This window comes from Microbulbifer elongatus, from assembly GCF_020524885.1.
GTDB lineage: Bacteria > Pseudomonadota > Gammaproteobacteria > Pseudomonadales > Cellvibrionaceae > Microbulbifer > Microbulbifer elongatus_A.
On the sequence record NZ_JAIVKJ010000002.1, the window covers coordinates 144,821 to 158,476 of the forward strand.

A 13,656-nucleotide genomic window follows, 5' to 3' on the forward strand; every position below is an offset into this window, starting at 1 on the left:
TTACCTGCAAGAAGAAGCCCGGCGTACTTGCATACGCCGGGCTTCTTTTTAACACCTGAACCTTTCTGGGAGGGGAGGATTCCCCGTTTATACGTCGAGGTTTTCCACCGACAGGGCGTTGCTTTCGATAAACTCGCGACGCGGTTCTACCTGATCCCCCATCAGAGTGGTGAAGATCTGGTCGGCGGCAATTGCATCCTCCACGGTTACTTGCAGCATGCGGCGAGTCTCCGGATTCATGGTGGTATCCCACAGCTGCTCCGGGTTCATTTCACCAAGCCCCTTATAGCGCTGGATACTGTAGCCGCGGCGGCTCTCGTTCATCAACCAACCCAGTGCTTCCGGGAAGCTGTGAACCGGTTGCTGCTTTTCGCCGCGCTGGATGTAAGCGCCCTCTTCCAGCAGGTCCTGCAGCTTTTCACCCAGCTGACAGATCGCACGGTACTCCGCGGATTCGAAGAATTCGTGGTTGACCGTATAGCTGCTGCTGACGCCGTGAGCGACAATATCAACGGTGGGCAGGTACAGGTTGCGCTCGGTATCCTCTGAAACACGCACTGCATGGCGGCGGCCACCGCCCTCTCCTTCCTGTTCCAGTCGCTCTTGCAGCTTCTGGCTCCACTGGTTCATCGCATCAGCCGATTGCAGTTCTTCAGGCTTGATGCTGGGCAGGTACACCATGCTCTGGAGAAGCTCTTCCGGATACAGGCGCGACAGGCGGTCGATGGTCGCCATTACCGCGCGATACTCCTTCACCAGCGACTCCAGGGCAGTTCCAGACAGGCCCGGGGCTTCCGGATTGACGTACAGGGTGGCGCTTTCCAGGGCCGCGTTAGTCAGGAACTGGGTCAGTGCGGCCTCGTCCTTCAGGTACTGCTCCTGTTTGCCTTTGCCAATTTTGTACAGCGGAGGCTGGGCAATAAACACGTGTCCACGCTCGATCAGCTCCGGCATCTGGCGGAAGAAGAAGGTGAGCAACAGGGTACGGATATGCGCACCGTCCACGTCGGCGTCCGTCATGATGATGATGGAGTGATAACGCAGCTTGTCCGGGTTGAACTCACTCTTGCCGATACCGCAGCCGAGGGCGGTGATCAGGGTGCCGACTTCCGCACTGGACAGCATCTTGTCGAAACGGGCCTTTTCCACGTTCAGGATCTTACCTTTCAGCGGCAGAATGGCCTGGGTACGACGGTCGCGGCCCTGCTTGGCAGAGCCGCCGGCGGAGTCACCCTCCACCAGGTAAAGTTCGGATAGCGCAGGGTCTTTCTGCTGGCAGTCTGCGAGCTTTCCTGGGAGGCCGGCGATGTCCAGGGCACCCTTGCGACGGGTCATTTCACGGGCCTTACGGGCAGCCTCACGGGCGCGTGCGGCATCGATCATCTTACCCACTACGGCCTTGGCTTCCTGCGGATTTTCCAGCAGGTAGTCGTTGAAAGACTGGCCCATCTCCTGCTCGACCGCTGGCTTAACCTCGGAAGAAACCAGCTTGTCCTTGGTCTGGGAAGAGAATTTCGGGTCCGGCACTTTTACGGAAATGATGGCGGTCAGACCTTCACGCGCATCGTCACCGGTGGTGCTAACCTTGTCCTTCTTGCCTACACCCTCTTTTTCGATGTAGTTATTCAGGCCGCGAGTCAGTGCGGCGCGGAAGCCCGCCAGGTGGGTGCCACCATCCCGCTGCGGGATGTTGTTGGTGTAGCAATAGATGTTTTCCTGGAAAGAGTCATTCCACTGCAGCGCCACTTCCACTGCGATACCGTCTTCACGCTGGTTCTGGAAGTGCAATACCTTGTTGATCGGCGTCTTGTTCTGGTTCAGAAACTCCACGAATGCACGCAGGCCACCCTCGTATTCGTAGATTTCTTCTTTGCCCGTGCGCTCATCGCGCAGCACGATGCGCACCCCGGAATTCAGGAAGGAGAGTTCGCGCAAGCGTTTGGCCAGCTGTTCGAAGTGAAACTCAATGTTGGAAAAGGTATCGGCTGACGGCTTGAAATGGACGGCGGTACCGGTGGATTCGCTGTCCCCCACAACGGCCAGTGGCGCGTCGGGCACACCGTGGCGGTAGACCTGTTCGTGGATTTTGCCACCGCGACGGATGGTGAGCTTCAGTTCTTCCGACAGCGCGTTAACTACGGATACACCCACACCATGTAGGCCACCCGAGACCTTATAAGTATTGTCGTCGAACTTACCACCGGCGTGGAGCACAGTCATGATTACCTCGGCGGCCGAAACGCCCTCTTCCGAGTGCATCTCTGTGGGGATACCGCGACCGTTGTCGGAAACACTGACGGATTCGTCAGGGTGGATGGTGACCCGGATCTCGTCACAGTGACCTGCCAACGCTTCGTCAATGGAGTTATCCACCACCTCGAAGACCATGTGGTGGAGACCAGTGCCGTCGTCTGTATCGCCGATATACATTCCCGGGCGCTTGCGCACCGCATCCAGGCCCTTCAGTACCTTGATGCTACTGGAATCGTAGTTATTCTCTTCCGACATTCTGTTGCTCCATTAACGGCAGGCTTTAGCCCGGCCTTCTCTTCTGACTATTAAATTCTTTTAGGGGCAGTACTTAGCGTTCGATTTCCGCTGCACTCACCGCCCCATGTTCCACGTGGAACACTTTTGGTTCACACCATGGTGATGACAATCCAAGCCAAGGGCGTGCTGTGACAGGATGGTCGATACCGGTAACCATTACCTGGCTGGCACAATTACTAACCCAGCGGGCAAAAAGTGCCTGATTTGACTCATCGAGCTCCGAAGGAAGATCATCCACCAGAAACACTGGGCGCTGCCGCCCTTCTACCGCCGCCGCCATTGCTGTGCGCAAGGCGCACACCGCCATTTTCTGCTGCCCCCGAGACAAAACCGCATGTGCGGGCTGACCGTGGATTACAAACCGGATGTCTGCGCGGTGCGGCCCAACACGTGTAAATCCTTGTGCCATATCACCCTCAAGCGACGCCTGCAGAGCGTCTGCGAGGCTTAACTCTTTCTTCCAGCCGCTACGGTAGTGAATATCAAGCTCACCAAACACTGCCTCAGGAAGATCCCCAAGACGCTCTTTGAAGAGACCGTACAGCCTCTCAAATACCGCACGACGAAGTGAATCCACTAGCATGCCGTTTTTAACCAGCTGCTGCTCCCAGGGGACCAGGGAGTTAGAGTCGATTTTACCACGACGGAGCAGCGCATTGCGCTGCTTGAGTGCGCCTTGATACGCCTTCCAGTGAGAAGCAAAAGAATGTTCCACGTGGAACACTGTCCAATCCAGCAACTGACGCCTGACCCCAGGACCACCATCTAGCGCCGCGAAGCTTTCACTGTTAATAACCTGTAGCGGGAGACAAGCGGCCAGCTGGGAACTGCTCTCCGCGGGTGCCTGGTTTACCCGTATGCGGCCCTGCCCGTCTCGACGCTTCTCCACGCCAAGGGTGGCGCCGCCCGATAGTCTCGCAAACACCGTAAGCGTTTCCTTGTCGTACTGGATAACGCTCTGATTCTGCCGGGAACGAAACGAGCGTCCAGTACCGAGCATGTGTACCGCCTCCAACAACGACGTCTTGCCACTGCCATTTGCGCCACAGAAAAGGTTCACCGCGGGAGACAACTGGAGGTCAGCATGGGAGATATTGCGGAAATTGGAAAGCGCCAGTCGACTTAGTGCCACGATGAACCCCCTCGCCCGGCGCGCACAGGAGACAAAACATAGCTCTTAAGCAAAACTCCGAAAGACATGCGTAAGCGCCATATACGAAAAAACCGCCACCCCCGCAGGGTGACGGCCTTAGCACAGCTAGATTTACTATCAGCGCGGCGACTCAAGATCTGCCCCCCCAGATATGCGCCGCCTAGCCCTGGAAAACCGCGATCACAAGCGCATCGGCATGATGACGTAAACAGAATCGCCCTCTTCCGGCTGCTGCAACAGCGCACTGCTGTTGGCATCGCCCAGACCAATACGGATCTGGTCACTGTGAATAGCCGCCGTTACATCCAGCAGATACCCCACATTAAAACCAATCTCCAGTGGATCGCCGTGGTAATCCACCACCAACTGTTCTTCCGCTTCTTCCTGCTCCGGGTTATTCGCCACTATCTGCAGCAAGCCCTCGGAAAGTTGCAGGCGAACTCCACGATACTTTTCATTGGAAAGAATCGCCGCGCGCTGGAAAGCCTGACGAAGAGCCAATCGATCCGCAAATACTTCGTTTCCAGTACCACGGGGCAGAACCCGCTCGTAATCCGGGAACTTTCCGTCCACCAACTTGGAGGTGAAGGTAAAAGGCCCACTGTTAACTCGAATATGGTTGTTGCCGAGCACCACCTCAGCAGTCGCGTCCGTATCTTCCAACAGACGGCCCAACTCCAAAACACCTTTGCGCGGCACAATCGCCTGAATCGGGGACTCTACGTTGAGACCCGGCGCATCGCGATCGCACAGTGCCAAACGATGGCCGTCGGTGGCTACGGCGCGCAACTGCTGAGGACGACACTCCAGCAGCAAACCATTCAGGTAGTAGCGTACATCCTGCTGCGCCATCGCGAAGCCGGTAGCCTCAATCAAGCGGCGAATTTCGCGCTGGGAAATATTGAAGCGGCTTTGCGCGCTGGTCTCTTCCTGGTTGGGGAAGTCGCTCGCGGGCAACGTGGACAACTGGAAACGGCTGCGACCGCTGCGCAGGATCAGGCGCTCGCCGTCGCGCTCGAACTTAAGCTCGGAACCATCTGGCAGCGAGCGACAGATATCCAGCAACTTACGCGCGGGGACAGTCACCTCACCTTCCATTTCCGCAGGCTGGTCCAGCTGCAGTCGGCCGACAATCTCAACCTCAAGATCGGTACCGGTCAGAGAGAGTTCCTGCCCCTGCAATTGCAGAAGCACATTCGCCAGCACCGGCAAGGTCTGACGCTTTTCAACCACGCCCGCCACCAACTGTAGCGGTTTTACCAGGGCATCGCGGCTTACGCTGAATTTCATAGTTATTGCCTTGATTTCAGTTAGGTCTTTCTGGTTGTTTCAGCGCAACGGCAAAAGCTCCGCTCGCGCAAAAAGTCTTTATCTATCAGTCTGTTATCGACATCAGGTGGTCAACGAACGGGTAAGCAAACGCACATCTTCACGAATATCACCGTCGGACTCCTGCAGCTCGCGGATCTTGCGGCAGGCGTGCAACACCGTCGTGTGATCACGACCGCCAAAGGCATCGCCGATCTCTGGAAGACTGTGGTTGGTCAGCTCTTTCGCTAGTGACATGGCAACCTGCCGGGGACGCGCCACCGAGCGGCTGCGGCGCTTGGACAAAAGATCCGCCACCTTTATCTTGTAGTACTCGGCCACCACTCGCTGGATATTATCGACGCTGACCAGGCGATCTTGCAGCGCAAGCAAATCCTTCAGCGCTTCACGCACCAGAATATCGTCAATCGCGCGACCGGTGAACTGCGCATTCGCAATCACCCTGCGCAAAGCACCTTCCAGCTCACGCACATTGGAGCGAATACGCTGGGCAATAAAAAACGCGGAATCGTGGGGTAACTCGACGCCGACCTGTTCGGCCTTTTTCATCAAAATGGCCACACGGGTTTCGAGCTCTGGTGGCTCCACTGCAACGGTGAGACCCCAGCCAAAACGGGACTTCAGACGCTCCTCAAGGCCGTCGATCTCCTTGGGGTAGCGGTCACAAGTGAGAATGATTTGCTGACCACCTTCGAGCAGCGCATTGAAGGTGTGAAAGAACTCCTCCTGCGAGCGCTCTTTGCCGGCAAAGAATTGAATATCATCAATCAGCAGCGCATCCACGGAGCGGTAGTAACGCTTGAAATCACTGATGGCGTTCAGCTGCAGCGCCTTCACCATGTCCGCCACGAAGCGCTCAGAGTGCAGGTACACTACCTTCGCATTCGGATTGCGATCGACCAAGGCATTACCTACCGCGTGCATAAGGTGGGTCTTACCCAAGCCCACACCGCCGTATATAAACAACGGGTTGTAAGCACCGCCCGGGTTGTCGGCGATCTGCTGAGCCGCGGCAAGCCCCAGCTGGTTGGACTTGCCCTCAACAAAGGAAGCAAACGTGAAACCGCGATTCAGCGAGCTGCCGTGCTTGATCGCACCCTCAACTTCCACCTTGCGCTGCCCGCCAGTGCTCTGCACCGGTGGCGCAACCTCCCTGCCGGAAAACAAATCCGCCGGGAGCCGCTCTGCCGGTGTCAGCGCATCTACGCCAGCCTCCTCCGCAGCAACATTCTGTGCATCTACTGTCGCGCGAGCCGTACCACCGAAGGCGCGCGACTGCGCGCCCGAATCACGAAAACCACCGTACCTAGAAGCCGCACTTGCCTCATTACTGCGCACCCCGGAAGCCGGTGTGGCCGCTGGCCCGCGGGAATGACCGGAGCTATTAACGGCGACGTTGGCATGCGCGCCAGCCGTCGGATGAGAGGCTCCATGTGCAGGTTGAGATACTTGACGCTGATAACTGCCAGACTGGGAAGAAGGCTCTGAAACTTGTTCAGTACCGCCAAGATTGCGACGGAAACGAGAGGTGCGACGATCGAGCGCTACCACCTCAACAAGGAGAGAACGGCCGGCAAACTGTTGCACCAGTTCGCGAATGCGATCAAGAAACTTATCGCTCACCCAATTGAGAATAAAACGGTTGGGCGCCACAAGACGCAGCTCACCCTCTGAACTGTCATCGCTGACGCGCAGCGGCCTAATCCAGGTGCTGAACTGCTGCGGCGGCAGCTCATCCTGCAAACAAGCGGCGCACTGCTTCCAAACGGAATCAGACAAGGAACCCCCTAAAAGACGGATCGAGGTGCGACTGCGCCCGGATAAACCTGCCAGCAATTTGCGGCCCCAAAAGGTACCGGGCTACACCTCAAAAGAAGGCGGCTAGTATATCGGTTGCTCTGCGGGTTATCCACAAATAACCCCTGATTGGGGACAACTTTTTCTATGGAAAGCCCTGTAATATCAAACACTTGTGCAGAAATTAAACGAGAATGCCAACACCGCACGCTGAGGTTATCCACAGCAACCTGTGGATACCTTGGGGTCAACCGGTGCACTTCCGCAAATACCCCAACCAATACAAGGGCTTGAGGGAATGACGCGAAAATCAACCCCGGTTCCCGATGCACCACCAGCGGGGACAACCTATATATAAAAGGAAGCGTTGACCCGCTGAGCGGCAGGCTACCACCACGGGAACCACTGACTAAAATTGCGATTTTCCTACGCGGGAAATCACCTATCCCGTTGCTTTGGCTGGCTTCTTTCTATACAATCCGCCGCCTTCGCAGCGCATAGCCCGCTCCGAAGTCTGCCCAAATGGGCAAGCCGCAACGGGCTATTGCCGCAAGCGGTACCGAATTAGGCAAACTCCAGGACACCACTCCCGGACATAACTCCAGGTAGTAACACCATGAAACGTACATTTCAGCCCAGCAACTTGAAGCGCAAGCGCAACCACGGCTTCCGTGCCCGTATGGCCACCAAGAACGGCCGCAAGATTCTTGCTCGTCGTCGCGCCAAAGGCCGTAAGGTTCTGTGCGCCTAAGATTGCCGCTTTGCGAGCAACCTTATAATTGCCACTGAATCATTATGCAGTGCCTACGCAGCGACTTCGCATTCGCAAAGCCGCTGCGGCTGCTCAATGCGGCGCAATATCGCGCCGTTTTTGATTCTGCGCCGGTTCGCGCCGCGCAACCCCAATTCCTGATCCTCGCCCGCCCGAACGAGCTGGAACACCCCAGACTCGGTCTCGTCATTGCCAAAAAACATGTCCGCAACGCCACCGACCGCAATCGCATCAAGCGCATTGCCCGGGAAACCTTTCGCCTGCGACAACACGAACTCTTCCCCCTGGATGCCATCGTCCTCGCACGGGGCGGCGCCGGTGAACTCGACAACGCCGCACTGACGAAAATATTTAGCAAGCTTTGGCGAAAACTGGATCAGCGCGCGCGCAACCCACAACCGGAAAATCCACAGGCAGGCAAGCAACGCGGACAGCAAAGGGGAAAGAAAAAGAACGCAGGCAGAAGCGGAAACAAACCCTCCGCACCCCGGGAGCAGTCGTGACCTGGCTAGCGATCAAGCTGATCCACCTATACCGGCTAATCGCTAGTCCGTGGGTCGGCAACCAGTGCCGCTTCTACCCCACCTGCTCCCGTTATGCTGAAGATGCATTAAAAAACCATGGATTCTGCAAAGGGGGTTATTTAACCCTGCGCCGCCTTATAAAATGCCACCCTTGGCATCCCGGCGGTCTGGATCACGTTCCCCCCGCACCCGAAAAATCGAAAACTCAGGCGGTCGACGAGACTCCGCCACCGCAATAAGGCTATCGAAATAATGGATTGGCAACGCTACACGCTGGTCGGCGGCATCGCCGCCGTCCTCCTGGCACTGATTTATCAGTGGAACGCTTTCAAGGAGGAGCACGCCCCGGCCCTCGATCAGAAAACTGTGGTACACCAGCAGTCCACAGACTCTGAGACACTGCCAAGCAGTCAGGCCCAGGCCAGTACACCGGCTCAGGGCGGCACTAGCGGCAACGAACTCCCGGAAGGCGCTATCCCCGAAGTGGGCGCGACCAGCCAACCTCAATTGATCAGTGTAAAGACCGATACCCTCAGTCTGCTGATTGACCCGAACGGCGGTGACATCGTCAAGGTTGCACTGCGCAAGTTCTACGAAAAAATTGACACACCGGACCGCCCGCTGATCCTGCTGAACCAAACGCGCAGCCACACCTACGTGGCCAAGAGCGGACTGGTCGGCGGCCAGGGCAACTGCTCCGCCGGTCGCCCAGCGTTCACCAGCGATGCCAGTGAGTACGCCCTGAAGGAAGGGAGTGACACACTGACCGTGGACCTGAAGCAATCGCAGAACGGAATCGGCTTCACCAAGCGCTTTACCTTCACTCGCGGCAACTACCTCATTAAGGTTTCGTATCTCGTAGACAATGGTCGCAGCAAGCCTCTACTGGCGGGTATTTGCGGCGATATCGTGCGCGACAGCCTGGAGCCACCGGTGGATGTAGGCATCGGCATGGCGCCTTTCCTCGGCGCGGCCTTGCATACCAGTGAAGAAAACTACTTCAAGCAGGATTTCGAAGACATCGCCAAAAAGCCCACCACCGAGACCATTGAGGGCGGCTGGGTTGCGATGGTACAGCACTATTTCCTGAGTGCCTGGGTACCCAACCAGGAAGAGCGCAATACCTTTACCCTGCAGCCCATTGGTAACGGCCTGTACAGCATGGGCTTTACCAGCCCGCAGCTACGCATCGAGCCGGGCCAGCAAGGTTCCGTTGAAGCGGCCTTCTATGCGGGTCCGAAAGATGTATTCAGCCTGGAGAAAATCTCTCCCTACCTGGACCTCACTGTGGATTACGGCTGGCTGTGGTGGCTGGCCAAGCCCATGTTCCGCGTTCTCAACTGGATTCACGAACATATCGTCGACAACTGGGGCTGGTCCATCATCCTGCTGACCGTGTTCATCAAGGCTCTGCTCTACCCGCTGTCCGCCGCAGGCCTGCGCTCGATGGCTCGCATGCGCAAATTCGCGCCGCAGATGAAAAAGCTGCAGGAGCAGTACAAGGACAATCGCCAGAAGCTGGCGGAAGAGACGATGAAGCTTTATCGCCGGGAGAAGATCAACCCGGTGGGCGGCTGTCTGCCAATATTGCTGCAGATGCCGGTGTTTATCGGCCTCTACTGGATGCTGATGGAGACCGTGGAATTGCGCCACGCGCCCTGGATCCTGTGGATTCACGACCTGTCGGTAAAAGACCCCTACTTTATCCTGCCGGTGATCATGGGTGCTTCCATGTGGCTGATGCAAAAGCTGCAACCGCAACCCACAGATCCGACTCAGGCGAAGATCATGCAGTTAATGCCCGTCATGATGACCTTCTTCTTCCTGTGGTTCCCCGCAGGCCTGGTTCTGTACTGGATCGCGAACAACCTGATCTCCATCGCCCAGACCTGGTTTATCAACAAGCAGGTGGAGGCGGCGAGCGCTACCAAATAGAGCAACGCTGGATACCTGGGTGGCAGGTCAGTCTCAAAGCACACCACCGAGTATCTGGATAGTATCTGGAAGACAAAGGGCCGCAGCATGCGGCCCTTCCTTTATCTGACTTTTGGATAAACTCAAGACATGTCCCAACAAAGCCTCAGCAAAGACACCATCGCCGCCGTTGCCACTCCTCCAGGACGTGGGGGGATTGGGGTAATCCGCCTGTCCGGACCAAAAGCGCGGGAGATTGGTGAATCCATGGCCGGAAAACCTTTTAAGCCCCGCTTCGCCCACTACTGCGATTTCACCCACAATGCACAGTTGCTGGACCAGGGACTGGCATTGTTCTTCCCCGGACCCAATTCCTTTACCGGTGAAGACGTGGTGGAACTACAGGGGCATGGCGGGCCAGTGATTCTGGATACGTTGATGTCCGCACTACTGGAACTGGGTGCGCGACAGGCGCGTCCCGGCGAGTTCTCCGAGCGCGCCTTTCTCAATGACAAGCTGGATCTCGCACAGGCGGAGGCCATCGCAGACCTGATTGACGCCGGAAGTACGCAGGCGGCTCAGAACGCACTGCGGTCATTGCAGGGCGTCTTCTCCGAAAAAATCGAAGAGTTAGCTACTAAACTGACTCATTTGCGCATCTATGTCGAAGCATCGATCGATTTTCCAGAAGAGGAAATCGATTTTCTGGCCGATGGCAAGGTTGCGGCGGATATTGAGGCACTACTTGCACAACTTGACCGTGTGGAGGCTCAGGCGCGCCAGGGCACCATCATGCGCGAGGGAATGCAGGTGGCAATTGCGGGCAAACCGAACGCCGGCAAGTCCAGCCTGCTCAATGCACTGGCGGGGAAAGAAACTGCAATCGTGACCGACATTGCCGGTACCACCCGCGATGTATTGCGGGAGCATATTCACATCGAGGGTATGCCCTTGCACATCGCCGACACCGCAGGGCTGCGCGAGTCACCGGACCAGGTAGAGCAGATCGGAATGCAGCGCGCCTGGAATGAGATCCGCAGCGCAGACCGGGTACTGCTGGTGGTCGATGCCGCAGAACTGCACAGTCTTGACCCGGATCAGGCCTGGCCAGACTTTACCCGCCAGCTGCCGGATCCAGAAAAACTCACCCTGGTGGTCAACAAGATCGACCTCACCGACTACACACCGGGGCTCCAGGCGCACAGCGATGGTGTGCCGATCGTAGCCATTAGCGCCATGACTGGCGCCGGCATTGAAGCACTGCAACAGCACCTAAAGCAGTGTATGGGGTATCAGGCTGGCAACGAAGGAACCTTCAGCGCCCGTCGGCGCCACCTGGATGCGCTGGCCAGGGCGCGGGCCTTTATCGTCACCGGACAGGCCCAGTTGCACGCGAGCGGCGCCGGCGAGCTGCTGGCGGAAGACCTGCGCCAGGCCCAGCAGGCTCTGGGAGAAATCACCGGTGCGATGACGGCAGACGAACTACTCGGCAAAATTTTTGGCAGTTTCTGCATCGGAAAATAATCGAGAGTTTAAATGGAGACGACACTGGCTGTTGCCGCAGCCAGTTCCCTGAACGTAAGGCGCAGACTCTACCGACGGCTCAAGCAAACGTGAGCGTCGCCGTAGTGCCCGCACCCTCTTCGCTCACCAGCGATACCCGCCAGCCATTCTGCTCACAAAGGCGCTTAACAATCGCCAAACCCACCCCGTAACCGGAGCGCGACTGCTCAGTACCACGTACATGAGGCTTGTATATGCTGGCCAGTTTTTCCTCGCTGATCCCGTATCCACTGTCGATCACCTGCACCTGACCGTCCCCGACCCTGACAACCACCTTGCCGCTATCGGTATAATTCACCGCGTTGCGAATCAGGTTACTCACCAGGATTGATAACACGCGTTTGTTCGCATTCAGCGACAGGCTCGTGTCACGCTCCAGCTCTATCGCAATGCCCTTTTGCTCGGCCAACTCGGCGACCCCATCCAGTTCCCCAGCCACCAACTCGCAGACATCCACGCTTTCCGTTCGCAGACCATCGTCCTGCTCGCGGGAAAGCACCAGGAAGGCGTCAATCAACTCCTGCGTGTCGTGGCAAGCGCGCTGGATTCTGCCCACCAGTTTGGCATCCTCGGACGCGAGCTCGCCCCTTGCCGCGAGCAGTTCTGCCGACATGGCAATGACCGTGATCGGGGTGCGCAATTCATGGCTCGCGTCGCGTGTGAAGGCTCTCTCCCGATCCACGAAGCGCGTGATCCGGCTGCGATAGTGCTCAATAGCATCCACCAGCATCGCAACCTCGGTGTCGAGGCTCGCAGGCAACAGGTCCCCAAGGTCCGCCTCGCCTTTTTCCTCCGGCAACGTCTTCATGATCCGCGCAAGCTCAATGGTCGGGGAAACCGCACGACGCGCACGCAGGTAGCTAAACCAAAGCACCAGGTACAGCAGCGACAGCACAACCGCCAGCGGAACAAGTCCATAAAGCGAGATCAGGCTCTGAACACCGGAGCGATTGAAAAACAGGAACATGCGCTGGCCACCGCGGGAACTCACATACAGCGAGTTGAATACATCCGCTCTCACCTCGTGATAACCGTCCGCAATACTCTCAGGCATCTGCCAGGGAAATAGGCCCTCATCGCGGGGAAAAAGGTAGCCACGGAGGTTCAGGGAATTGGACAACTGCACCGAAGGGTTTTTATCGACCAGCGTCCAATAGTGTGCGGTCTCCCTCTCCATGGCCTCTTGCACCAGCAGGTTCGACAACAGCCAGTTCGTCAACAGGATCCCGAGTATGACGGCAACCCCAATTAACAGCCCCTGCAGCACAAAGGTCCGTAGGATTTTGTCCTGCAGGCGATTATTTCTCATCGGGCACCACCAGCTGATAACCACTGCCGGGGTGGTTCAGGATCATATGCTGGGCAAAAGGTTTATCGATTTTTTTGCGCAGGCTGTACATATGGCTGCGCAGGGTGTCACTGTCTGGCAACACATCTCCCCACACCTTGCGCTCCAGTTCCGCGCGACTCATCACGGCCGGTGAGCTGCGCATCAGCACTTCGAGTAAACGCAGACCGGTGGGAGGTAGCCGGATATCCTGCCCCTCCCGTTGCACCTGTAGAGTGCTTTTGTCCAGAACAAGTTTGCCCACTACCAGTTTTTCCCGCGTCAATTCGGAACGGTTGCGCCGCAGCTGCGCATTCACGCGCGCCGCCAGTTCACGGATGGCGAACGGCTTGACCAGGTAATCGTCAGCGCCGGCATTGAGCCCTGCGACTTTCTCATCAAGGGTGTCGCGTGCGGTCAGCATGATGATCGGCGTGTCGAGCTTGGCCTGTTCCCGGATAGCCCGGCAAATATCCAGCCCGTCGATACCGGGCAGGGAAAGGTCCAGCACAATCAGGTCTACCGGCTTGGTGGTGGCCAGATGCAATCCGGTCACACCGTCAGCAGCATAATCCACCGCAAAACCACGCCCCTCTAAATAGGAGGCAATCATCTCCGCGATATCCCGATGGTCTTCAATGAGCAAAACCGTGCCATTCCCTTGCATGACCACTGCCCCCGCCAGATTGCCAAAAACAAAAAATGCGGGCCCATCGTGGGCCCGCAT

Annotated in this window: 11 protein-coding genes; 5 read left to right on the plus strand and 6 right to left on the minus strand. The window is 57.2% G+C overall.

Annotation, left to right across the window (positions count from 1 at the left end):
- Nucleotides 1–87: 87 nt before the first annotated feature.
- The 4 genes from gyrB to dnaA all read right to left on the minus strand — a co-directional run bounded on the left by gyrB (nucleotide 88) and on the right by dnaA (nucleotide 6,811).
- Entirely contained in the window at nucleotides 88–2,508 is a 2,421-nt protein-coding gene (gene gyrB / locus LC059_RS07980; protein ID WP_226703321.1) for a DNA topoisomerase (ATP-hydrolyzing) subunit B, read from the minus strand.
- A gap of 73 nt (nucleotides 2,509–2,581) precedes the next feature.
- Nucleotides 2,582–3,682, minus strand: a complete 1,101-nt coding sequence (recF, locus tag LC059_RS07985; RefSeq protein ID WP_226703322.1) for a DNA replication/repair protein RecF — start codon at nucleotides 3,680–3,682, stop codon at nucleotides 2,582–2,584.
- 201 nt (nucleotides 3,683–3,883) lie between these two features.
- Nucleotides 3,884–4,993, minus strand: coding sequence for a DNA polymerase III subunit beta (dnaN, locus tag LC059_RS07990; protein WP_226703323.1), 1,110 nt, complete (start codon nucleotides 4,991–4,993; stop codon nucleotides 3,884–3,886).
- 102 nt (nucleotides 4,994–5,095) lie between these two features.
- Nucleotides 5,096–6,811 carry a chromosomal replication initiator protein DnaA gene (gene dnaA, locus LC059_RS07995; protein ID WP_226703324.1) on the minus strand — a complete coding sequence of 572 codons (1,716 nt, stop codon included), beginning with the start codon at nucleotides 6,809–6,811 and terminating at the stop codon, nucleotides 5,096–5,098.
- A 634-nt stretch (nucleotides 6,812–7,445) separates the two neighbouring features.
- On the opposite strand from dnaA, the gene rpmH reads away from it, so the two are divergent.
- From rpmH to mnmE, 5 genes are all read left to right on the plus strand, one after another.
- A complete protein-coding gene (rpmH, locus tag LC059_RS08000; protein ID WP_066959759.1) occupies nucleotides 7,446–7,580 on the plus strand; it encodes a 50S ribosomal protein L34 in 135 nt (44 codons plus the stop codon).
- 44 nt (nucleotides 7,581–7,624) lie between these two features.
- Nucleotides 7,625–8,104: a ribonuclease P protein component gene (rnpA, locus tag LC059_RS08005; protein ID WP_264189413.1), complete on the plus strand. Its 480-nt coding sequence runs from the start codon at nucleotides 7,625–7,627 to the stop codon at nucleotides 8,102–8,104.
- Entirely contained in the window at nucleotides 8,101–8,364 is a 264-nt protein-coding gene (gene yidD, locus LC059_RS08010) for a membrane protein insertion efficiency factor YidD (protein WP_226703325.1), read from the plus strand. Before rnpA ends, yidD begins: the two co-directional genes overlap by 4 nt.
- Before the next feature lie 13 nt (nucleotides 8,365–8,377).
- The gene (yidC, locus tag LC059_RS08015) at nucleotides 8,378–10,060 is read left to right on the plus strand and encodes a membrane protein insertase YidC (RefSeq protein ID WP_226703326.1); all 1,683 of its coding nucleotides are present in this window, start codon (nucleotides 8,378–8,380) and stop codon (nucleotides 10,058–10,060) included.
- A gap of 129 nt (nucleotides 10,061–10,189) precedes the next feature.
- A complete protein-coding gene (mnmE, locus tag LC059_RS08020; RefSeq protein WP_226703327.1) occupies nucleotides 10,190–11,563 on the plus strand; it encodes a tRNA uridine-5-carboxymethylaminomethyl(34) synthesis GTPase MnmE in 1,374 nt (457 codons plus the stop codon).
- 79 nt (nucleotides 11,564–11,642) lie between these two features.
- Here mnmE and LC059_RS08025 read toward each other — a convergent pair whose 3' ends face one another.
- Both LC059_RS08025 and LC059_RS08030 read right to left on the minus strand, forming a co-directional pair.
- The gene (locus LC059_RS08025; RefSeq protein ID WP_226703328.1) at nucleotides 11,643–12,911 is read right to left on the minus strand and encodes a sensor histidine kinase; all 1,269 of its coding nucleotides are present in this window, start codon (nucleotides 12,909–12,911) and stop codon (nucleotides 11,643–11,645) included.
- Nucleotides 12,901–13,596 carry a response regulator transcription factor gene (locus LC059_RS08030; RefSeq protein WP_226703329.1) on the minus strand — a complete coding sequence of 232 codons (696 nt, stop codon included), beginning with the start codon at nucleotides 13,594–13,596 and terminating at the stop codon, nucleotides 12,901–12,903. Before LC059_RS08030 ends, LC059_RS08025 begins: the two co-directional genes overlap by 11 nt.
- Nucleotides 13,597–13,656: the final 60 nt, after the last annotated feature.

Bases quoted from the DNA above. Each gene is read 5' to 3' on its own strand.
- gyrB (WP_226703321.1), bottom strand. From the start codon at position 2,508: ATGTCGGAAGAGAATAACTACGATTCCAGTAGCATCAAGGTACTGAAG.
- dnaN (WP_226703323.1), bottom strand. From the start codon at position 4,993: ATGAAATTCAGCGTAAGCCGCGATGCCCTGGTAAAACCGCTACAGTTG.
- rpmH (WP_066959759.1), top strand. From the start codon at position 7,446: ATGAAACGTACATTTCAGCCCAGCAACTTGAAGCGCAAGCGCAACCAC.
- rnpA (WP_264189413.1), top strand. From the start codon at position 7,625: ATGCAGTGCCTACGCAGCGACTTCGCATTCGCAAAGCCGCTGCGGCTG.
- yidC (WP_226703326.1), top strand. From the start codon at position 8,378: ATGGATTGGCAACGCTACACGCTGGTCGGCGGCATCGCCGCCGTCCTC.
- mnmE (WP_226703327.1), top strand. From the start codon at position 10,190: ATGTCCCAACAAAGCCTCAGCAAAGACACCATCGCCGCCGTTGCCACT.
- LC059_RS08025 (WP_226703328.1), bottom strand. From the start codon at position 12,911: ATGAGAAATAATCGCCTGCAGGACAAAATCCTACGGACCTTTGTGCTG.
- LC059_RS08030 (WP_226703329.1), bottom strand. From the start codon at position 13,596: ATGCAAGGGAATGGCACGGTTTTGCTCATTGAAGACCATCGGGATATC.